Genomic DNA, 22045 nt, shown 5'->3' on the forward strand with positions numbered 1-22045 from the left:
CGCCCATGGACATCCTCTACCAGATCCGCGCCCGCCAGGATTCCTTCAGCGCCGGCGAGGGGCGCATTGCGCGGTTGATGCTCGACGATGTCGGCTTTGCCGCCAGCGCCAGCCTCGAAGACCTCGCACAACGCGCCGAGGTCAGCACCGCCACGCTGTCGCGCTTTGCCCGCACGGTCGGCTGCCGCGACCTGCGTGATCTGCGCCTGCAACTGGCCCAGGCCAGCGGCGTTGGCAGCCGGTTTCTCGACCCGGCGGGCACGCCCGAGCAGTCGGCGTTCTACGGGCAGATCGTCGGCGACATCGAAACCACCCTGCGCCAGCATCTGGCCGGATTTGACGAATCGCGCTTCGCCGACGCAGTGAAATTGCTCAGCCAGGCGCGGATGATTCACGCGTTCGGCATGGGCGGTTGCTCAACCCTGTGCAGCGATGAATTGCAGGTGCGCCTGGTGCGCCTCGGTTACCCGATTGCGGTGTGTCATGACGCGGTGATGATGCGCGTGACCGCCGCCAGTTTGAACGCCGAGCAAGTGCTGATCGCCTGCTCGCTGACCGGCATCACTCCGGAGCTTTTGGAAACCGTGGAGCTGGCGCGCAACTACGGCGCGCGCATCCTCGCCATCACTCGCGGCGATTCACCGTTGGCCGAACTGGCCGACGTCGTCCTGCCGCTGCAAGGCGCGGAAACCTCGTTCATCTACAAACCGACGGCGGCGCGCTACGGCATGCTGTTGGCCATCGACGTGCTCGCCACCGAACTGGCGCTGGCCAGCCCTGAAGACAATCAAGAACGTCTGCGGCGAATCAAACTCGCCCTCGACGAATACCGTGGCGGCGACGATCACCTGCCGCTGGGAGACTGACATGCAGTACGACACCCTGATCCGCAACGCGCTGGTTATCGACGGCAACAACACGCCGGGCTACCGCGCAGACGTGGCAATTCTCAATGGCCGCATCGAGCGCATTGGTGACCTGTCTGACGCCCGCGCCAGCGAAGAAATCGACGCCGCCGGCCGGGTGCTGGCGCCGGGTTTCATCGACGTGCACACCCACGACGACACCGTGGTCATTCGCCAACCCGAGATGCTGCCCAAGCTCAGCCAAGGCGTGACCACGGTGATTGTCGGCAACTGCGGCATCAGCGCTTCGCCGGTCACCTTGAAGGGCAATCCGCCGGACCCGATGAACCTGCTCGGCAGCGCAGCGGCGTTCGTTTACCCGCGTTTCAGCGACTACCGAGCCGCCGTCGAAGCGGCCAACCCCACGTTGAACGTCGCCGCACTGGTCGGCCACACGGCGCTGCGCAGCAATCACCTCGACGACTTGTTCCGCACCGCGACACCCGGCGAAATCGCCGCCATGCGCGAGCAACTGCGCGACAGTCTCGAGGCTGGCGCGTTGGGCTTATCCACAGGCTTGGCCTACGCCAGCGCCTTCAACGCGTCCACTGATGAAGTCATGCAACTGACCGAAGAACTGACGGCGTTCGGCGCGGTGTACACCACCCATCTGCGCAGCGAATTCGCCCCGGTGTTGGAGGCGATGGACGAAGCGTTTCAGATCGGCCGCCACGCGCAATCACCGGTGATCATTTCCCACCTCAAATGCGCCGGCGTCGGTAACTGGGGGCGCAGTCCGCAATTGCTCGCAGCGCTGGAAGAGGCAGCGAAAACCCATCCGGTCGGCTGCGATTGCTATCCCTATGCGGCGAGTTCCTCGACGCTGGATTTGAAGCAAGTCACCGATGCCCATCGCATCACCATCACCTGGTCAACACCGCATCCGGAAGTCAGCGGGCGCGACCTGATCGACATTGCTGGCGAATGGAAACTGTCGCTGGAAGAAACCGCGAAACGTCTGCAACCGGCCGGGGCGGTGTATTACGGCATGGATGAGGCGGATGTACGAAGAATCCTCGCCCATCCGCTTTCGATGGTCGGCTCTGACGGACTGCCCGAAGACCCGTTCCCGCATCCGCGCCTGTGGGGCGCTTTCCCACGGGTGCTGGGCCACTTCAGTCGCGACGTCGGCCTGTTTCCGCTGCACACCGCCGTGCACAAAATGACCGGCCTGTCGGCGGCGCGTTTTGGCTTGCAGGAAAGAGGCGAGATTCGTGAAGGGCATTGGGCCGATCTGGTGTTGTTCGATCCGGCGACCGTGCGTGACGTGGCCGATTTCAACGATCCGCAGCGGGCGGCGCAGGGGATTGACGGGGTGTGGGTCAACGGCGTTTTGAGTTATCGCGACGGACAGGCGAATGGCAGCAGGGCAGGGCGGTTTCTGGCTCGCGAAGGTAATTTGCGCGAAGGATTTTATTGATGATGATGGCGCCAAAAGATCGCAGCCTTCGGCAGCTCCTACAGGAGATCGCATTCCAATGCAGGAGCTGCCGAAGGCTGCGATCTTTTGATCCATGTCTAATAGTGGCACTGTGCAATTAAAGAAAGCCATCCACAAGCCGATTTGCTGACATCCTCCCCGTCTACACTGTGGGGCCAATCAGTCAGGGAGCACCCCATGAGCTTCGGCAAAACCACCCCGATCCTGCGGATCTTCGATGAGGCCAAGGCTGTCGAGTTTTACGTCGATTTTCTTGGTTTCAAGATCGACTGGCAGCATCGCTTCGAAGCGAATTTTCCGCTGTATCTGCAGGTGTCACGGGGCGAGTGTGTGCTGCATCTGTCCGAGCATCACGGCGATGCCTGCCCGGGTTCGGCGCTGCGTATCGAGACCGATGAGCTGGAGGCGTTTCAGCAGCAACTGATGGCCAAGGATTACAAGTTCTCGCATCCGCAGATTCAGGCGATGCCGTGGGGCAGTCAGGACATGACCATTGCCGATCCGTTTGGCAATCGGTTGGTGTTTACCAATGCGATCAGTCTTTGAGCTTGGCGCCCAAGATCAAAAGCCCCTCACCCTAGCCCTCTCCCGGGGGGAGAGGGGACCGATTGCGGGATGCTCGGGAGTTACGCCGACCTGAATGTGCTGTGCTGAATCCATAATCGAATTGAATGCATGGCGTCGAATCCACAATCGACTCGGTCTTTCAGGTCGACGGACAACGCAAGACAACCGGGTCGGCCCCCTCTCCCTCTGGGAGAGGGCTGGGGTGAGGGCAATCCCTGACACCCCACCAAAACCAGCCCACACCAAATTCCTCAAAAACCCTCAATCAGTCGGCACCAACCGATCCAGCACCCGATTCACCGCCATCTCCGCGACCATCACAATCTGCGCAATGCCCTGCAACGTCTTGCGCTGCGAGCCGTTCACCAGCCCCGCCTGATCGTTGAGCATCACCGTCGCCGACCCCAGGGTTTCGCAGGCATCGGCCAGCAGCGATTCGTTGTCGGCCTCGGGATTGGCCATGTACAGCGTGTTGGATTTGTAGGGCGGGGCCATGAATTCGGCGCTGGATGGGCCGAGGTAATGGTCGAGGGCGCGGTCGGCGGCTTCGTGGAATTTCTTCGAGTCGACGGATTCGTAGGGGGATGCCGGGCCGGTGGTTGGCGGGTTTGGGGTTACTTTGAACATATCCAGATCCTCATTTTGGCTGGCCACCGCTTCCCTACTAAAGGAAGTGGAGGCAGCTGTGCGCAGGTTAGTAGACCGGGGATCTGGGAAACCGGCGCGCCCGAGAGCGCCCTGCGCACAGCCACCATAAAGCTCAGGCGAGACCTGACTGTCTGATGAACGATGCACCCCAAATACTCCGGGCTACTAAACCCGATCACTGATAGGCAGTGACGCAATCACAGTAGCGATGAGGTCTGGGGCGCACAAGCCGGCGGATTCTGGCGCAGGCGTAGGCAGCGGCGCAAGGAATTGTGGGTGGTTTCGCTGAATGTCTGGCGGCTTTAAACAGTTGTGCCAAGACGTGTTTAATCGGTGTGGCGAATGACGCCTTCGCGAGCAGGCTCGCTCCCACAAGGGGTCTGCGGTGAACTCGGAAATGCAGGCAACCGAGAACTACTGTGGGAGCGAGCCTGCTCGCGAAGAGGCCATCAGCATCACCGCCGATTCCGCAGCCGAAACTCCCCCGGCGGCATCCCGCGCCAGCTCTTGAAGGTGCGATGAAACGAGCGCGGTTCGGTAAAACCCAGATACTGCGCAATGTCCTGAATCGGCAACGTGCTGTTGAGCAAATAGTGCTCCGCCAGTTCCTGACGCAGCTCATCGAGAATCTGCTGATACGACGTCCCGACCTGCTGCAACTGCCGCTGCAACGTGCGCACCGAGATGCTGAGCTGTTCGGCCACTTGCTCCTTGCGCGGCAAGCCCTCCTTGAGCAAACCGCGCAGGATGTTTTTCACCTGCTGCGCCAGCGACACATCCTCCAGCGTCGCCAGCAAGCCCATCGCGTGTTCTTCCAGGGTTCGCAGCAATTGCGCATCGGCCTGGCGCAACGGCAACTGCAAATACGCCAGCGGCACCACCAGCGCCGAATACCCCTGATCGAACAGCACCGGGCAACCGAAAAACGCCTCGTACTCGGCCTGCGTCACCGCATCCGGCCGCGCATGCTCCAGCCATACGCAGGCTGGTGACAGCTGCGTGTCGGCGATCCAGCGCGCGTAGTGCAGCCACGAACCGAGCACGTTTTCCACCAGATGCCGACGAATCCGTGGCCGCTGGTAGCGGCAGGTCCAGATCAGATGCACGTGCTCGCCCTGCACCTCGGCGCGGCTGACGCCCATATCGCCGACGAGTTTTTCGAACGGCATGATCCGGCTCATCGCATCGCCCAGCGTTGCGCAATTCATGGTGATGTAACCGAGTACGCTCCACGAATTGGGCAGGACGAAATTCGCCGCATGCAGCCCGAACAACCCATCGCCGGAGTGCTCGCAGAAATAATCCAGCAAGCGCTCGTGAACCTCACCCGGCAGGCGCAAGGTGTTGTCGCTCAACTGCTGCGCCTGCAACCCGGCCGCCGCCAACGCAGGCTCGATGGCCATGCCCAACTGTTCGGCATGACGCAGGTATTTGAGCAGCGGCGGAACGGAAGTGAAGCCGAGCGATGGCATGGTCGCGGTCCTTTGATCGACGGCGCGTGAGCGAATGAATGGCGCAAGGTAAGTGGATTGCCCGGCGAAAGTAAATGCCCGGACGTTTGGCGCCATTGGCTACAGGTTCTGGCCGGATGCGACCGTGACAGATCTCCAGCGCTGACTAGTATGCAAGCTTGATCCAACGGCAGAAAAAGGACACACGCATGCGACGCTGGAACGGCTGGGGAGAGGCAGGCACGGTGGTCGAACTGCCGGCCCAGGGCGCGACATTTCTCCACGAACGCTTGGGCGCTGGCCGGGCATTGCCCGATGCGACATTGGCAGCGGCGTTGGCGCAAGTGCCGACCTCGCGCCTGGTGCCGCATCGCTTGTACAGCGTCGACACTCACGATCGCCTGCTGCACGCGCGCGGCCAGAGCCTGCCGGACTGGCTGGCGTTGCGCGAAGGCGCACTCGGCACGTATCCCGATGCCGTGGCGTTTCCCGAAACCGCTGAGCAAATCCGCCAATTGCTGGCCCTCGCCCATGATCAGGATCTGTGCCTGATTCCCTATGGCGGCGGCACATCGGTGGCCGGGCACATCAATCCGCCGAACTCCGCGCGGCCGGTGCTGACGGTGTCGCTGGCGCGAATGAATCGCCTGACCGACCTCGACGAACAGAGCCTGCTGGCGACATTCGGCCCCGGCGCCAGCGGGCCGCAAGTCGAAAGCCAATTGCGCGCGCGCGGCTACACGCTGGGGCATTTCCCGCAGTCGTGGGAGCTGTCGACCCTGGGCGGTTGGGTGGCCAGTCGTTCCAGTGGCCAGCAGTCGTTGCGCTATGGGCGGATCGAGCAATTGTTCGCTGGCGGCACCCTGGAAACATTCGCCGGGCCTCTGCAGATTCCAACCTTTCCGGCGTCGGCGGCAGGTCCCGATCTGCGTGAAATGGTGCTCGGTTGCGAGGGCCGTTTCGGGATCATTTCCGAAGTCAAAGTGCGAGTCAGCGCGTTGCCGGCGGACGAACGTTTTTACGGTGTGTTCCTGCCCGACTGGCCGCAGGCGCTGCAAGCGATCCGGCAACTGGCGCAGGCGCGCGTACCGCTGTCGATGCTGCGCCTGTCCAACGCGGTGGAAACCGAAACGCAACTGGCGCTGGCCGGCCATCCGCAACAGATCGCCTGGCTGGAGAAGTACCTCAAGCTGCGCGGCGCCGGCGACGGCAAATGCCTGCTGACCTTCGGCGTCACCGGCAATCGCCAGCAAAACGCACTGTCACTGAAACACGCGCGCCAACATCTGAAAGCCTTCGGCGGCGTGTTCACCGGCACCCTGCTGGGCAAGAAGTGGGCGCAGAACCGCTTCCGTTTTCCCTACCTGCGCGAGAACCTGTGGAACGCCGGCTACGTGGTCGACACCCTCGAAACGGCCACCGACTGGAGCAACGTCGACCACTTGCTCAGCCTCATCGAAAACAGCCTGCGCGACGCCTTGGCCGCCGAGGGCGAGCGCGTGCATGTGTTCACTCATCTCTCGCACGTCTACGGCGAAGGCTCGAGCATTTACACCACTTACGTGTTTCGCCCGGCCGCCGACTATGCCGCGACGCTGGCGCGCTGGCGGGTGCTCAAACACGCGGCCAGCCAGACTATCGTCGACAACCACGGCACCATCAGCCATCAGCACGGCGTCGGCAAGGATCACGCGCCGTATCTGCTGCGCGAAAAAGGCCCGCTGGCGATGCAGACGTTGCAGGCGCTGAGTGAACATTTCGACCCGGAAGGGCGCCTCAATCCCGGCACGCTGTTGCCAGAGTCAAAGCCATGAATGCGGACTGGAACGCGCAATGGCGCGAGCAGATTCTGCCGACGCTGGCGGATGAAACCTGGGACCTGATCGTCATCGGCGGCGGCATCAGCGGCGCCGGGATCGTCCGCGAAGCGGCGCGCCGGGGCTGGCGTTGTCTGCTGCTGGAGCAGCGCGATTTTGCCTGGGGCACCTCCAGCCGATCGTCGAAAATGGTCCACGGCGGTTTGCGTTACATCGCCAAGGGCCAGTGGCGCCTGACCCGCGATTCGGTGCGCGAGCGTCAGCGCCTGCTCGACGAAGCGCCGGGGCTGGTCGAGCCGATGAGTTTCATGATGCCGCACTATCGCGGCGGCTTTCCCGGGCCGCGCGTCATGGGCGGCCTGCTCTCGGTGTACGACGCGCTGGCGGGGCGGCGCAACCATGCTTTTCATGACGCCCAGCAACTGCGTTTTCTCGCCCCGGGGGTGAAGGAAAACGGTTTGCTCGGTGGCAGCTGTTTTGTCGATGCGCTGACTGATGACGCGCGGCTGGTGATGCGCGTACTGCGCGAGGCCCGGGCCGACGGCGCGGTGGTGCTCAATGGTGTGCGCGTCACGCAACTGCTGCGTGAAGGCGGGCGCGTGTGCGGGGTTGAGATCGAAGATGGCGAGGGCGGCGCCACGCTGCAATTGCGCTCTGGCGTGCTGGCCGTGGCTACGGGCGCTTGGGCTGAGCGCTTGCGTCCCGTTGAGTCCGCGAAGCAATTGCGACCGTTGCGCGGCAGTCATCTGTTGCTGCCGGGCTGGCGTTTGCCAGTGGCGCAGGCGTTCACTTTTCTGCATCAGCGCGACCGGCGCCCGGTGTTCGTGTTTCCGTGGGAAGGCGCGACGGTGGTCGGTACCACGGACCTCGATCATCGCGAGGACCTCGACCACAGCGCGCGCATTTCCAGCGACGAACTCGACTATCTGCTCGCCGCGTGCCAGCAGCAATTTCCCGGCGCCGAAGTGGGCGTCGACGACGTGCTGTCGACCTGGTCAGGCGTGCGTCCGGTGGTGGGCAGCGCAACGGGTGCGCAGCAGGGCAAACCGTCCAACGAGACCCGCGAACATGTGTTGTGGCAGGAGCCGGGTTGCGTGACGTTGGCCGGCGGCAAACTGACCACATTTCGCCCGCAAGCGATCGAAGTGCTCAAGGCGTGTGCGGCGATGCTTGGGCGTTCCTTTATCGATGACGGCGCGCCGGTGTTCGCCGCTGTGCCGCCGCTGACGATTGCGGGACTGAGCGGCAATCAATGGCGACGCATAGCCGGGCGTCACGGTCGAGACCTGCCGAGGCTGGCGCAACTGCTCGGCGAACTCGGTCCGGAAACGGTTGGCGCCACCGATACTTTGTGGGCAGAACTGGCGTTCGCCTGCGAGGCGGAAATGATTCTGCACCTGGATGATTTGCTGCTACGCCGCACCCGTTTGGGCCTGTTGCTGCCGCGCGGTGGCGAGGATTATTTGTCTGCGATCCGCACGCTGTGCCAGCCACGATTGGCCTGGGATGATGAGCGCTGGCATGCGGAAACTCAGCGTTATCGGTTGTTGTGGCTGCGCGATCACGGCTTGCCGGAGATCACGCCATGAAATACCTACTGGCGATCGACAACGGCACCCAGAGCGTGCGCGCGTTGCTCTTCGATCTGCAGGGCAATCTGCTCGGCAAAGGCAAAGTCGACTTGCAGGCGTACTACTCGACGCAACCCGGTTGGGCCGAGCAGGATCCGGAATATTACTGGGCGAAACTCGGCGAGGCCTGCCAGCAACTCTGGCAGCAGACCGGCATCGACCGTGCGCAGATTGCCGGCGTGTCCCTGACCACCCAGCGCGGCACAGTGATCAACGTGGACGCCAAGGGCAAACCGCTGCGCCCGGCAATTGTCTGGCTCGATCAACGTCAGGCTGAGGTCGAGGGCGGCATCAAAGGGCCGTGGGGCTGGCTGTTCAAACTGATCGGCGCCCAAGCGACGGTGGATTATTTTCGCGCCCAGGCCGAGGCCAACTGGATCGCCCGGCATCAGCCCGAAGTGTGGGCGGCGACTGACAAGTTTTTGCTGCTCTCGGGTTTTCTCACCCATCGCTTGTGCGGGCGCTTCGTCGACTCCATCGGCTGTTGCGTCGGCTATCTGCCCTTCGACTTCAAACGGCTAAAGTGGGCGGCGCCGCGCGACTGGAAATGGCAGGCACTGGCGGTGCGCCCGGAGCAGTTGCCGAGCCTGCACAAACCCGGCGAAACCCTCGGCTACATCACAGCCGAAGCCGCCCGCCACACCGGCATCCCCGAGGGCCTGCCGTTGATTGCCGCAGGCGCAGACAAGGCCTGCGAAGTGATCGGCTCCGGCGTGGTCGATGCGCGCACCGTGTGCCTGTCCTACGGCACCACCGCGACCATCACCAGCACCCGCTCGCGCTACCTGGAAATCGTCCCGCTGATCCCGCCGTACCCCTCGGCCGTGCCCGATCAGTACAACTGCGAAGTGATGATCTATCGCGGCTACTGGATGGTCAGCTGGTTCAAGAACGAATTCGGCCTGCGCGAAATGCAGCAGGCAAAAGAGCAGGGCATCGAACCGGAGCAACTGTTCGACGCACTGGTCAACGAAGTGCCACCGGGCTCGATGGGCCTGATGCTGCAACCCTACTGGTCACCGGGCATCCGCGAACCGGGCGTGGAAGCCAAAGGCGCGATGATCGGCTTCGGCGACGTACACACCCGCGCGCACATCTACCGCGCGATTCTCGAAGGCCTGGCCTACGCGCTGCGCCAGGGCATGGAGAACATCGAGCGACGCTCAAAGGTCTCGATCAAACGCCTGCGCGTCGCCGGCGGCGGCTCACAAAGCGACGCCGCCATGCAACTGACCGCCAACATCTTCGGCCTGCCGGCAGAACGCCCGCATGTGTATGAAGCGTCCGGGTTGGGGGCGGCGATATGCTGCGCGGTGGGGTTGGGACTGCACAGGGATTTCCCATCGGCCATTGCGGCGATGACTCGGGTTGGAGCGGTTTTCACACCGCAGCCTGAGGCGCAGAAGGTTTATGAGCAGTTGTATAAAGAGGTGTATTTGCGCATGTACCGGCAGCTCAAACCGCTGTACCAAAGCATCCGCAAAATCACCGGGTATCCCGAATAGTCCCGACACCCTAGACCCCTGTGGGAGCGAGCCTGCTCGCGAAGGCGGAGTGTCAGTCAATGATGATCTGAATAATCCACCGCCTTCGCGAGCAGGCTCGCTCCCACAGGGATTTTGCTGTGCGCTCAAAATCCGGTGAGTCACACAAATCCAAATGTGGGAGCGAGCTTGCTCGCGAAGGCGCAGCGTCAAGCAATGTTGATTTGATTGACCCACCGCCATCGCGGGCAAGCCCGCTCCCACAGGGGTATTGCGGTGTGCTCAAAATCCAGCGACCCACACAAATCCAATGTGGGAGCGAGCCTGCTCGCGAAGGTGGAGTGTCAGGCAATGTTGATTTGACTGACCCACCGCCTTCGCGGGCAAGCCCGCTCCCACAAGGGATCTGCGGTGTGCTCAAATCCTGTGACCCACATAAATCCAAATGTGGGAGCGAGCCTGCTCGCGAAGACGGAGTGTCAGGCACTGTTAATTTGGCTGATCCACCGATTTCGCGTTCAAGCCCGCTCCCACAGTTATCGAGGTGAACACATCAACAGTGCTCGATCACGAAAACCTGTGGGAGCGGGCTTGCCCGCGATTCGGTTTCAGCTACAGCGCAAAACCAACGTCATACGCGGAAGTGGCTGACCATCTGCTGCAACTGACCACCCAACCGCGCCAGTTCAACACTCGACGCTGCCGTCTCATCACTCGCCGCTGCGGTCTGCTCGGACACGTCGCGCACGTTGATGATGCTGCGGCTGATCTCTTCGGCCACGGCGCTTTGCTGTTCGGCAGCGGCGGCGATCTGCTGGTTCATCGACTGGATGTTCGACACTGTACGGGTGATGTTTTCCAGCGAGGCGCCGGCCTTGCGCGTCAGGGCGACGCTGCTGTCGGTCAGCGCGCGGCTGTTGTTCATCACTGCCGAAACCTGCTGGGTGCCGTTCTGCAGACCGGCGACCAGACCTTCGATTTCCTCAGTCGACTTCTGCGTACGCTGAGCCAGACCGCGCACCTCATCGGCCACCACGGCAAACCCACGCCCGGCTTCACCGGCACGTGCCGCCTCGATCGCGGCGTTGAGCGCGAGCAGGTTGGTCTGTTCGGCAACAGCCTTGATCACGTCCATGACGCTGCCGATCTTGTCGCTTTCCTGCTGCAACACGCTCATCGCTTCGGTCGAGCGCACCACTTCACTGGCCAGACGCTCGATCTGCGCAATCGCTTCATTGACAACCTTGTCGCCTTCACGGGCTTCGCCATCTGCCGCGGCGGCGGCTTGCGACGCTTCCTCAGCATTGCGCGCAACTTCCTGCACAGTGGCAGTCATTTCGTGCATGGCCGTGGCGACCTGATCGGTCTCGACTTTCTGGCTGTTCACACCGGCGCTGGTCTGCTCGGTCACGGCCGACAACTCTTCAGCGGCGCTGGCAATCTGGGTGACGCCGTCGCGGATGCCGCTGATCAAGTCACGCAGGGTCACGCCCATGCGCGCGATGCCTTGCTGCAACACGCCGAGTTCGTCGCGGCGGGTAACGGTGACATTCTGGGTCAGGTCGCCGCTGGCGATGCGCTCGACCACGGCGAGGGTTTCCTGCAACGGACGGGTGATCTGACGGGTGATGATTACCGCCGCAATCACGCCAACCAGCAGCGCCAGCAACGTACTGATCAACTGGAAGGTGCGCGCCTGGGCACTTTCGGCGTCACGGCGATCAAGCTGGATCTGGTACAGCTGTTCGCTCAGGGCGACGATGGTGGTGCCCTGATCGGTCATTTCCTTACGCGCCTGCACCGCCTCGGTGTTGGCGTTCTTGTACGCCATCAACGCACTGCGATAGCTGGTCAGCGCGGTTTCCAATTGGCGCAGGGCATCCTGCTGAGTCGCGGCAAATTGCGCATTCAGTGGCTTGAGACTGGCGATGGCCGCGTCGATCTGGCCGACGGCTTTCTGCTCGGTCTCGGCGTTGCTGGTCGCGGTGTAACCACGCACTTCATAGCGCGCGAGGATGAAGGCTTCCTTCGCTGCAGTAACCGCCTGGAACTGCTCGAAACGCTGATCGCTCAACTCCATCTGCTGCACGCGCTGGCTGATCGATTCGATCAGGTTGTACGCAGTCTGGGCATTGACGCTCATGGTGTCGCGGGCGCTGTTGCCGGTGCGATAGGCGTTGCGCATTTTGTTCAGCGAGGTCTGGTATTCAGCGATGGTCGCCGCCTGCTGCTTGAGCAGTTTGACGTTCTCCGGACTCTTGAATTTGCTGATCAACGCCTGCTGCTGAGCGGCGAAGCTTTCCAGGGTGGTCTGCACATTCTGCGCGGCGGTTTCGTCGCCGTTGGTCAGCATGTATTGCAGGCGCACCACGCGCAGTTTGGTCAGGCCAGCGTTGAGCTGGGTAATGTCGCTCATCCAGTTGCTGCGGTCGATCAGGCCGCCGAGGCTGGTCCAGCCGGTCAGCGCCAGAACGCAGGTCAGGGCCAGCACCAGGCCGAAGCCCAGGCCGAGTTTCATGTTCACGCTGATGTTACCGAACCAGCTATTCATGCAAATCCTCCAGAAACGTTGGGTTTCTTGGTCGTCAGTTAAGCTGGAAGATTGTTGTTCTTTTGAGCCAGCAGGGGTGTTAGCAGGTCTGTATCGGCCGCAAACCCGAGAGCTGAAAGGATTTTTGTCTGACAGGTTTCGCGCAACTCAACCCAGGCGCCGCGACCAGCGCTGATCCGGCGCCTCGAACCCCGGATTGACCAGCGCCGTCAGCACATGATCCTGCCAACGTCCGGCGATGTTCAGATACGCCTTCGCATAGCCCTCGCGCTCAAAACCCAAGCGCTCAAGCAACCGCGCACTGCGCTCATTGCCCGGAATGTAATTGGCCATGATCCGATGCAGATTCTGCACATCGAACATATAACCAATCCCCGCCTCCAGCCCCTCCTGCATCAAACCCTGCCCCTGATGCGCCTCATCGATGTGATAACCCAAATAACACGCCTGAAACGCACCCCGAATAATCCCGCTGAAATTGCACGCCCCGATCATCTGCTGACCGTCCGGCGACAGCAGCGCGAAATGCATGGCTAACCCGGCTTCGAAAGCACTGGCCTGGATCTCGAGGCGACGGCGGATGTTGGCGGTGGAGAAGTAGTCGGTGGTGCGGATGGGCGACCACGGCGCCAGGTGGCGGAGGTTGCGCTGGTAGAACGCGCTTTCGAGCTCGGCTTGATCGGGAGAGAGGATGGCAAGGGTCAGGCGCGGGCAGGGCAGGGATAACAGCGGCATCGAGCGCTCCTTGGCGAGGGATCTGCAGGCAGAGTCGCGCATATGGTGGGGAGCGGCAAGATATGGAGAAGCCGAGGCGAAAAAAAGCCCGCTAGGAGCGCGGGCGAACCGTAGTTTCTTGAATGAGCGGGGGGATTTTATGGGATTGGTCGGGTGGGCGTAGTGAAGAAAAGTTCATCTCGCTTCTGCCGACCGGGTTGATGTCCCGACAGTCGATCTCCAGCGCACGATGAAAATATCAGCGCCCATACAGCACCGTGTTCATCAACGCATTGACCTGATTTGGCATCGTGTGGATGAACCAGTCGAAAGCAAGACCCGAGGTAAGCAGGTACGCGAGAACCAGCAGGATAGGCATGAAGATGATGTTTTTGCGCAGATTGGCGTACTTGCGGGTTTTTCTGGAAAGCCAAGGTTCGTGAGTACCGTTGTTATTGGCATGTGCACCCGCAACGATGAAGTAGGTTGAAAAAAGCATCATCCGAAGGCTGGTATAGATAAACAGCAGTACGCCTATCAGGTGTAGCAAGAACCAGTGCATGTCCAGCAAGACGAAATATTTTTTTATTCCCGTCAGGCCCTGCTCATTGATGATCTGCTGGCTGTACTGAAAGTTTTGCGGCGCTAGGGTGGGCATAAAAGCTTCGTCGGTGACATACGTCGCGGCCACGCAAAATGCCAAGCAAAACAACAGCGCAACGATCCACTTAATGCCCGCGAAGAAGCCTCGGTAAAGGCTATGCAAGGTGCCGCCAGCCCATAGTGAAATGGTGAATAGCGTGATCCAGGAAAGCAGGTTGAGTATCTCGGCCCGGAAAAACACATAAATCAGCCCGGCAATCACCATCATCATGAAGATGACTGGAGTCATATCCTGGCTTGTGCTGGCGGCGTTCACGCCCAGCGGTGGATTGACCACCGTGTTGAAGGTCAGGTTTACCGAATGGCCCGGCTGATTGGTGGATTGTGGAGAATCGCCTTTCAGTACCCGATCCAGAATGGCTCCCAGAATCAGGCCGAGGATGGTGAAGAACGCCGATATGTAGATATCGACTTCCTTGGATTGGATTGTTTCGATGAAGCTCATGGTTTATTGCCTTCCTTGTGCAGGTTGAGTTTCCACATGCGAACCGGTTTTCTCTGCGAGGCGTCCAGCCAGCCGCGGAATGGTAAGGGGATGGCTGTGGTTTTGCTATCACACAAGCGCAATCGTCTTACAGCCAAATTGGTTTCGTTTAATTGGAGAGTGAGCCGAATCGGTGCCGCCCCAGCGTCCTTTTGTACAACGTCGAACATTCACAGCCACCGGCAGGCTTGAGAATGTGAAGGAAATGGGCGGCCATTCGACTAACCCCAGATGCGACAAAGCCCGCACTGGGCGGGCTTTGTCGTTGAGAGTTGGTGGGTCTTTGTCCTTGGGCTTGGCGGCTTTGATTTTTAGGTCTGAAAGGCGTGTGGCTCGGGCTCCCATGGGTACTCCAACGCTGTTTGTGTATTCCAAAATTTACCAGTCACGGGCTTGGAATACGCCTTGGAATACAGTTCAAAATGGATCTGCCTGAAGCGCTGTGGAGCTCAATGGCCCTGAAACCCCCGTATTTACTGGATTTCAGGCACAAAAAAAGACGTCCGTGGACGTCTTTAGATGATTATTTGGTGGAGCCGGGGGGATTTGAACCCCCGTCCGCCAGTACTCCGCTGTCGGTACTACATGCGTAGCCGTGTCTATTAAGTTAACCCTCAGCGACCCGACGGGCAGGGTGCTTTGGGCGAGTTGTGTAAGTTTTAGCCGCTTCGTCCACAACGTACTGCACGGCGATTCTGTTCTATATGACAATCATTTCGGGTTTACAGACATCCCCTGATGATTGCTGGACCCGAAGGTACCAGGAGCATTGTCAGCTGCAATTAAGCAGCGAGAGCAACACCGTATTGGTCGTCATTGGCAACTATAAGTAGTTGCAACAGTGGATTTACGACTTCTGTTACCAAGTCGGCATGCACCTAGAGTTTCGCAACCGGCGTCGAATCCTAAACGGCCCCGAACTCATTGCCCGGTGAATCTGTTCGGGCAACAAGCGTGCACAGTGTACGTCAAAACGCTTGGCAGGCCAACCCGAAGGTTGGCCTGCGGGACATCAGTTACGCGTCGGGTTACGGATCTGCATCTTGCTGATGATGCCGTTGGTAACCTCGATGCATTCCTTGTCGTTGCCGGACGCCTGGGCCGCAGTGGCTTTTTCCTGTGCTTCCTTGATGTTATTCATGGAGCTTTCAGGAAGGGACGGCTGGCTGGTGACGAAATCTTTGATGCTTTGAAGATTCCCGGCGCAGAGGTCTTTGTCCGCCGCGAACACCGGCGAGGCCAGAAGTGCACCAGTGATAAACAATCCAGCAATTGCAGAATGCTTCATGGGTATCTCCTTGAACGATGGGGGCTCGGTGCTGCCGGACGGTTTGGCCGCGATGCCGAGGTCAAGACAAGCGAGGTCAGTATAGGACCTGTCTGGTTGACCGCTTCGCTGCGCAGGAATTCGGTTTTATTTGCAACGAATGTCAAAAGGCCAGATCGGTCTGGCCAGGTGCCGATGCAGCCGACCTGTAAAAGGTCGGCGCATAAATCATTTTTTGGTGTCACCGGTAGCGTTTTGAATGTCCAGCAGGGTTTGCTGGGTCTCAGCGACACAGTCATCAATCCTGCCTTGGTCCTTGAGTTTGCGGGCTTTGTTGACACTGGCCGATACGCGCGCATTCAGGTCTGTCGACGTCTGGTATTGGGATTTTGCGCTATCGATTCTCTGCAGATTGGCATCGCACAAATCGGCAGGTTTTTCAGCGGCGAACGAAGTGGACGCCATCATCGAGGCAGTGACAAACAGACCTAACATTACAGAGCGGTTCATGTGTATCTCCTTGAACTGAGGGTTCAGACTTCGCTGACCGTTGAACAGGCCCCGAATCGTCCGGGGCATGTGCAGTGGACTACCGCCTCGCTCAAGGGTTCTGATTTTTTCCTCAGCAGGCTTTCGCCCGTGTCACCCGATCCACCAGATAAACCAGCCCGTGGTAGTCGATGCCACCGTGCTGGGTCAGGCCGATTTCACACGTGCGGCTGGTGGAAATGCCCTCGCTGCAGTACTGTACGGCGTCCTTGAGCGAACGCAGCGAATGGCTGTTCAGCTCCGGTGTGGTGAAGCCTTTGTCGCCGGCAAATCCGCAGCAATGTATGCCTTCAGGAATCACCACGGTGTTGCTGCATTTGCGCGCCAGATCGATCAGCGCCTGGCTTTCGCCCAAGTGTTGAGTGCTGCAGGTCACGTGCACGGCAATCGGCGCTTCCTGGGGTGTGAAGTCCAGACGATCCAGCAGATGCGTACGGATGAAGCGCACCGGATCGTACAGATCCAGTCGTGTTTCGCCGATGTCCTGAACCAGTCGCAACGTACACGGGCTGGTGTCGCAATAGATTGGATCGAGGCCGCCGCGACTGGCGTGGAGCAGGGCGCTGATCAGCTCCTGACGTTTGTGCTCGGCCTGTTCGGCGTAGCCTTTGGAGGCGAACGGCTGGCCGCAGCAGAGGTTGTCCTGATCATCGGGAAAGACTACCTGGTAACCGGCCTTTTCCAGCAGGCCACGGGTTTTGTCGTACAGCGACATCTGCTCTTTGTCACCCGCCGCCGGGCCCATGACCCGCGACACGCAAGCTGCCAGATAAACCACGCGCGGGCGCTCGTCGGCCACGCTCGGGCTGAAGCGAATGGCTTTTTCCGGCTGTGGCATGGCGTTGGTCCACAACGGGACTTGGCCTTTGGACAAGCGCGTCAGCGTCGCCGACAACTTCGCCAGACGCGGTGCGCCGAGCATCATTCGTGCACCGTTGGCGACGTGCAGGGTGAAGCGCGCGCCTTGTAGGGTCTTGGCGAAATTTCCTTCGATCCAGTCAGCGGTTTTCTGATGCGTGGCGTGTCGGCCACGGAGCTTTTTCACCAGCTCGCCGGTGTTGATGCCTACAGGGCAGCGTTGCGCGCACAGGCCGGTGGCGGCGCAGGTGTCGATGCCTTGATAGTCGAAGGCTTTTTCCAGGTCGGTGGTGTCGACGCCGGCGCGCTTTTTCGCCTGGATATCGCGCCAGATGACGATGCGCTGGCGCGGGCTAAGGGTCAGGCCTTTCGAGGGGCAGACCGGTTCGCAGAAACCGCACTCGATGCACTTGTCCACAATCTCGTCCGCCGCTGGCAGCGGTTTCAGGTGCTTGAGGTGGATCTGCGGATCTTCGCTGAGCACCACGTCCGGATTGAGAATGCCGTTGGGGTCGAGCAAGCGTTTGAGCTGCCACATCAGTTGATAGGCGTCGCTGCCCCATTCCAGTTCCACGAACGGCGCCATGTTGCGGCCGGTGCCGTGTTCGGCTTTCAGCGAGCCGCCGAATTCCACTGCAACCAGTTGCGCGACGTCGTCCATGAACGCTTGGTAGCGTGCGATTTCTTCCGGGCTGTTGAAGCCTTGGGTGAAGACGAAGTGCAGATTGCCTTCCAGTGCGTGTCCGAAAAGGATCGCTTCGTCGTAGGCATGTTTGTCGAACAGCTCGATCAGGCGATTGACGCCGATGGCCAGTTGTTCGACCGGGAAGGTCACGTCTTCGATGATTACTGTGGTGCCGGTTTTGCGCACGGCGCCGACGGCGGGGAAGGTGTCTTTGCGGATGGCCCAGAGGCGGGCGTTTTCCACCGGATCTTCGGTGAAGTCGACCTGCTTCTCTACGGGGAAATCGCGCAGCGACGCCATGATTTGCGCCAGTTGTTCCTGCAGCAATGTTGACGAAGCCGCGCGGGATTCGATGAGCAGCGCGCAGGCATTTTCCGACAGCAGCTGTACGAAAGCGGGCATGCCTTTTTTATCCTGCACCGAGCGCAGACTGCGTCGGTCGAGCAGTTCCACGGCGGATACCGGTTGGCTTTTCAGCACGGTCACCGCGTTGCAGCAAGTCTCGACATCGGGGAACACGATCAGCGCCGAGGCCTTGTTCGGGTGATCGATGACGGTGTCGTAAGTCACCGCACTGATAAAGCCGAGGGTGCCCTCGGAGCCGACCAGCAGGTGGCTCAGGATATCCACAGGCTCGTCGAAATCCACAAGGGCGTTGAGCGACAGGCCGGTGGTATTTTTCAGACGGTATTTGTGGCGAATTCTCGCGGCCAGTTCGGCATTGGCGCGGGTCTCGCGTCCCAATGTCGCCAGTTGTTCGAGCAGTTCGCCGTGGCTTGAACGAAATGCCGCGACGCTGGCAGGGTCTTCGCTGTCGAGGCGCGTGCCGTCGGCCAGCACCAGCCGAATTCCGGCCAAGGTGTGATAGGTATTCTGCGCGGTGCCACAGCACATGCCGCTGGCGTTGTTGGCGACGATGCCGCCGATCTTGCAGGCATTGATCGACGCCGGGTCCGGGCCGATCTTGCGCCCGAACGGTGCCAGCCAGGCATTGGCCTGCGCGCCGATCACCCCTGGTTGCAGGCGGATCTGCGCGCCTTGGCCGCGAATCTCGCGGGCATTCCAGTTATCCCCGAGCACGATCAGCACGGAGTCGCTGATCGCCTGCCCGGACAGGCTGGTGCCGGCAGCGCGGAAGGTCACCGGCACCTTGTCGCGCTGGGCCAGTTGCAGCAGCGCCACGACTTCGTCTTCAGACTCGACGCGGATCACCAGTTTCGGGATCAGCCGATAGAAACTGGCGTCGGTGCCGAAGGCTAGGGTCGACAGCGGATCGTCGAAACGCCGGTCTGCTGGAATCAGTCGCTCGGCATCTCGCAGGAAAGCAGCAGGAAGACTCATTGATCCTCCAGAATCAGCACGACCAGATCTTTCGGGCCATGCGCGCCATACGCCAGCACCTGTTCAATATCGGCGGTTTTCGACGGGCCGGAGACCAGCAGCGCGTTGGTCGGCATGCCTTGCGCCCATTCGAATTCCTCTTGCACCTGATAGAAGTTGTCGCGGATTTCGCTGGCCTTGAGCAGGGCGAAATGCACCGGCGGCACCAGACTCATCAAGCGCGGTTCTTCACGGGTTGGCCAGATAATCAGGCTGCCGGTCGCGGCGATCGCACCGAGGGTGCCGGTGAGGCTGGCCGGGGTGTCGTTGAACAGTTCGGCTTTCCACTCTTCCATTGGCCGGTCGTAGGACTTCAGTGCTGGCAGTTCGGGATTATTCGCCCAGTGCTGTGTGATGCGTTGCCCGTGAGTTGTTGTCGGAGCGATCAGCAGGCTCGGCAACTGGCGGTCACGCAGCAGTTGCGCCAGTAATGCCGGCCACTCGGCGCCCGAGGTCAGGTGGATTTCGGTGTGCACCGCTTCCATCAGTTTGCGCAGTTGCGGGATGCGTTGCTCGGCGCTGTAGGTGTAGGGCTGTGTGACCAGATCGACGTCGAAGTTGTCGGCGATTGGCGTGGTGCCGGCCAGACTTTTCCGCAGCTTGCCGAGGATATTTTGCTTGGCGCTCATCGATGCTCTCCCTGTTTGGCCAGATGTACGCGGGCCATGTCATGCAACGAACGCGCGGCCGGTTTTGGTGCGCTGTGATTTTGCGTCCACGGGCCGACGTTGCTCGGCGTAAGGGCGCGCAGGCGCGTGGCGAAAAAAGCGAACAAGCGGTACAGCGTCGGTGAGCTGTTGAGTCTGGCCCAGGTGTTCCAGATGAAGCGTTCCTTGCGCGAATACTTGCTGCCTTGGCCGCGCATCACCTGATTCGGTGCGTCCGGAGCTTTGACGTTTTCCTCGCGCAGACGGCGCAAGATGGCGGGGATCGGAATTTTCACCGGGCAGACTTCACCGCAGGCGCCGCACAGTGAGGACGCGCTCGGGTGATCCGGAACTTTGGCCAGGCCGACCATGTGCGGGGTGATGATTTTGCCGATCGGCCCCGGGTAGACCTCGCCATAAGTGTGGCCGCCCACTCGGGTGTACACCGGGCAGTGATTCATGCAGGCGCCGCAGCGGATGCAGTTCAGGGTCTGGCGCAATTCGCTGTCGGCAAAGGCCTGGCTGCGACCGTTGTCGAGCAACACCAGATGCACTTCCTGCGGGCCATCGAGTTCGTGTTCTTTGCGCGGGCCGGAGATCATGTTGACGTAAGTGGTGATCGGAATGCCCAGCGCCGAGCGCGTCAGCAGTGACAGCAGCGGCACCACGTCGCGCAGGTTTTCCACGACTTTTTCAATGCCGGTGACGGCGATATGCACCGGCGGCACGGTGGTGGTCATGCGCCCGTTGCCTTCGTTTTCCACCAGCAGCAGGGTGCCGGTTTCGGCGACGGCGAAGTTGACGCCGGAGACGCCGATGTCGGCTTCGAAGAATTTCTGCCGCAGGACCCTGCGACCGATCTGAATGAGTTGGTCAACGTCCTTGGTGTATTCCACGCCAAGTTTGTCGTGGAACAAGGACGCGACCTGACCGGCATTCTTGTGGATCGCCGGCATAATGATGTGTGAAGGCTTCTCGTGGTCGAGCTGGACGATGTACTCCCCCATGTCGGACTCCAGACATTCAATGTCCCGAGCCTCGAGGAAATGGTTCATCTCCATCTCTTCGCTGACCATCGATTTGCCCTTGATCACTTGCCGCGCCTCGTGAGCGCGGATGATCGATAAGACGATGCCATTGGCTTCGTCCACCGTTTCCGCCCAGTGCACTGTCACACCGTTGCGGGTCAGGTTCTGTTCCAGTTGCTCGAGCAGGTCGGGCAACTTGGACAGCGCGCGGGCCTTGATCGAATTGCCCAGTGCGCGCAAGTGTTCTCTTTCGTGGGCATCGCTGAAAGCCGCTGCCCGCTTGGTCATCAGTGAATCCATGGCAGTGCGGAAGTTGTTCCGCAGCTGCTGATCACCCAGGGCGTTGTGTGCCCGGGTGCGGAAATCTTCTTCTACGGCGACCGTAGGAATAATCGTTGAGGTGCTCATTGTGCACCTCCGGTTCGCTGCCAGAGGAAGCTCGCCAGATGTTGCCCGCGCAACGCTTGCTGCTGTTTCTCCAGCGCGCCGTTGATGTTCATCAAGCAGCCGCAGTCGGCACTCAGTACCTTGTGTGCGCCGGACTCTTTCAACGCGCGGGTCTTGTCAGCCACCATCGCGCCGGAAATGTCTGGCATACGGACGCTGAATGTCCCACCGAAGCCACAGCATTCGCTTTCGTGGTCGTGATTGACCCGCTCCACATTGCTCAACTGCGCCAACAACTCGCGGCCGTGCAGGTGGGTGTTCATTTCGCGGCGTGCCGAACACGAGGTGTGCAGCGCGACTTTCACCGGTTCGCCGCTGTCCTTGAGCTGCACCTTGCAGACGAACAGCAGAAACTCGGCCAGCTCATAAGTGCGAGCCGCAAGGGCCTGCACCTGTTTCAACGTTTCCGGTTCGTCCTTGAACAAGTCGGCGTAATGCTCGCGCAGCATGCCGGCGCAGGAACCCGAGGGCACCACCACCGGATAATCTCCGGCAAACAACGCCAATTGCGAGCGCGCTACCGTCCGCGCCTGCTCGGTGTAACCCGAGGTGTAGGCCGGTTGGCCGCAGCAACTCTGGCCTTGCGGATACTCGACCCGGATCCCTTCGCGCTCCAGCAGATGGATCGCGTCCATCCCGGCTTCGGGGTAGAACAGGTCGACCACACACGTGCCGAACAGGTAGACCCGCGACGGTTTCTCGCTGGGGTATTGCCGAGGTTCGGGCAGTGGCGGTGCCACGCGGGTCGCGTTCGGCACAGCGTTGTAAAAAAGCTCGCTCATCAGGCGTGTCTCCGGGTAGGCCCGATTATCCGTCTGCTGCGGCTGC

Annotated in this window: 18 protein-coding genes, 1 other RNA gene and 1 pseudogene; 6 read left to right on the forward strand and 14 right to left on the reverse strand. The window is 60.7% G+C overall.

The window, feature by feature from the left end; genetic code table 11:
* Window positions 1-5 precede the first annotated feature (5 nt).
* From PSH90_RS03510 to PSH90_RS03520, 3 genes are all read left to right on the forward strand, one after another.
* The gene (locus PSH90_RS03510) at window positions 6-866 is read left to right on the forward strand and encodes a MurR/RpiR family transcriptional regulator (RefSeq protein WP_024011492.1); all 861 of its coding nucleotides are present in this window, start codon (window positions 6-8) and stop codon (window positions 864-866) included.
* 1 nt (window position 867) lies between these two features.
* Window positions 868-2325: an amidohydrolase family protein gene (locus PSH90_RS03515; protein ID WP_305382181.1), complete on the forward strand. Its 1458-nt coding sequence runs from the start codon at window positions 868-870 to the stop codon at window positions 2323-2325.
* Window positions 2326-2523: 198 nt separating this feature from the next.
* The gene (locus PSH90_RS03520; protein ID WP_016771789.1) at window positions 2524-2892 is read left to right on the forward strand and encodes a glyoxalase superfamily protein; all 369 of its coding nucleotides are present in this window, start codon (window positions 2524-2526) and stop codon (window positions 2890-2892) included.
* A 282-nt stretch (window positions 2893-3174) separates the two neighbouring features.
* Here PSH90_RS03520 and PSH90_RS03525 read toward each other — a convergent pair whose 3' ends face one another.
* Window positions 3175-3540 carry a DUF6124 family protein gene (locus PSH90_RS03525; protein ID WP_236169267.1) on the reverse strand — a complete coding sequence of 122 codons (366 nt, stop codon included), beginning with the start codon at window positions 3538-3540 and terminating at the stop codon, window positions 3175-3177.
* A 476-nt stretch (window positions 3541-4016) separates the two neighbouring features.
* Entirely contained in the window at window positions 4017-5033 is a 1017-nt protein-coding gene (locus PSH90_RS03530; protein ID WP_305382182.1) for an AraC family transcriptional regulator, read from the reverse strand.
* A gap of 188 nt (window positions 5034-5221) precedes the next feature.
* Between PSH90_RS03530 and PSH90_RS03535 the strand changes: the two genes are divergently transcribed.
* From PSH90_RS03535 to PSH90_RS03545, 3 genes are read left to right on the forward strand one after another with little or no spacing between them, the layout of a single operon-like run.
* Entirely contained in the window at window positions 5222-6826 is a 1605-nt protein-coding gene (locus PSH90_RS03535) for an FAD-binding oxidoreductase (protein ID WP_305382183.1), read from the forward strand.
* Window positions 6823-8418, forward strand: coding sequence for a glycerol-3-phosphate dehydrogenase/oxidase (locus PSH90_RS03540; RefSeq protein WP_305382184.1), 1596 nt, complete (start codon window positions 6823-6825; stop codon window positions 8416-8418). The genes PSH90_RS03535 and PSH90_RS03540 overlap by 4 nt, the downstream gene beginning before the upstream one ends.
* A complete protein-coding gene (locus tag PSH90_RS03545; protein ID WP_305382186.1) occupies window positions 8415-9965 on the forward strand; it encodes an FGGY-family carbohydrate kinase in 1551 nt (516 codons plus the stop codon). Before PSH90_RS03540 ends, PSH90_RS03545 begins: the two co-directional genes overlap by 4 nt.
* 610 nt (window positions 9966-10575) lie before the next feature.
* On the opposite strand, the gene PSH90_RS27455 is transcribed toward PSH90_RS03545, so the two are convergent.
* From PSH90_RS27455 to PSH90_RS03600, 12 genes and pseudogenes are all read right to left on the reverse strand, one after another.
* Window positions 10576-11439, reverse strand: a complete 864-nt coding sequence (locus tag PSH90_RS27455; RefSeq protein WP_370593494.1) for a methyl-accepting chemotaxis protein — start codon at window positions 11437-11439, stop codon at window positions 10576-10578.
* Between the two features lie 42 nt (window positions 11440-11481).
* A pseudogene (locus PSH90_RS27460) lies at window positions 11482-12360 on the reverse strand (methyl-accepting chemotaxis protein); the annotation flags it as partial.
* Between the two features lie 282 nt (window positions 12361-12642).
* Window positions 12643-13230 (reverse strand): ribosomal protein S5-alanine N-acetyltransferase, encoded by a 588-nt coding sequence (gene rimJ, locus PSH90_RS03555; RefSeq protein WP_122508189.1) that lies wholly within the window; start codon window positions 13228-13230, stop codon window positions 12643-12645.
* A 238-nt stretch (window positions 13231-13468) separates the two neighbouring features.
* The gene (locus tag PSH90_RS03560) at window positions 13469-14317 is read right to left on the reverse strand and encodes a hypothetical protein (protein ID WP_056782848.1); all 849 of its coding nucleotides are present in this window, start codon (window positions 14315-14317) and stop codon (window positions 13469-13471) included.
* The gene (locus PSH90_RS03565) at window positions 14314-14526 is read right to left on the reverse strand and encodes a hypothetical protein (RefSeq protein WP_156388155.1); all 213 of its coding nucleotides are present in this window, start codon (window positions 14524-14526) and stop codon (window positions 14314-14316) included. The genes PSH90_RS03560 and PSH90_RS03565 overlap by 4 nt, the downstream gene beginning before the upstream one ends.
* Before the next feature lie 358 nt (window positions 14527-14884).
* Window positions 14885-15273, reverse strand: a transfer-messenger RNA (tmRNA) gene (ssrA, locus tag PSH90_RS03570).
* Between the two features lie 95 nt (window positions 15274-15368).
* Window positions 15369-15644 (reverse strand): hypothetical protein, encoded by a 276-nt coding sequence (locus tag PSH90_RS03575; protein WP_016771781.1) that lies wholly within the window; start codon window positions 15642-15644, stop codon window positions 15369-15371.
* 207 nt (window positions 15645-15851) lie between these two features.
* Window positions 15852-16133, reverse strand: a complete 282-nt coding sequence (locus PSH90_RS03580; protein WP_056782851.1) for a hypothetical protein — start codon at window positions 16131-16133, stop codon at window positions 15852-15854.
* A gap of 112 nt (window positions 16134-16245) precedes the next feature.
* Entirely contained in the window at window positions 16246-19056 is a 2811-nt protein-coding gene (locus tag PSH90_RS03585) for an FAD-binding and (Fe-S)-binding domain-containing protein (RefSeq protein WP_305382189.1), read from the reverse strand.
* On the reverse strand, window positions 19053-19724 hold the full coding sequence (locus PSH90_RS03590) for a lactate utilization protein (protein ID WP_305382191.1): 672 nt from the start codon (window positions 19722-19724) through the stop codon (window positions 19053-19055). The genes PSH90_RS03585 and PSH90_RS03590 overlap by 4 nt, the downstream gene beginning before the upstream one ends.
* The gene (locus PSH90_RS03595) at window positions 19721-21178 is read right to left on the reverse strand and encodes a LutB/LldF family L-lactate oxidation iron-sulfur protein (RefSeq protein WP_305382192.1); all 1458 of its coding nucleotides are present in this window, start codon (window positions 21176-21178) and stop codon (window positions 19721-19723) included. Before PSH90_RS03595 ends, PSH90_RS03590 begins: the two co-directional genes overlap by 4 nt.
* Entirely contained in the window at window positions 21175-21999 is an 825-nt protein-coding gene (locus PSH90_RS03600) for a (Fe-S)-binding protein (RefSeq protein ID WP_016771777.1), read from the reverse strand. Before PSH90_RS03600 ends, PSH90_RS03595 begins: the two co-directional genes overlap by 4 nt.
* Between the last annotated feature and the right edge of the window lie 46 nt (window positions 22000-22045).

Source organism: Pseudomonas sp. FP1762 (assembly GCF_030687105.1).
In the GTDB taxonomy this organism is placed as follows: domain Bacteria; phylum Pseudomonadota; class Gammaproteobacteria; order Pseudomonadales; family Pseudomonadaceae; genus Aquipseudomonas; species Aquipseudomonas siliginis.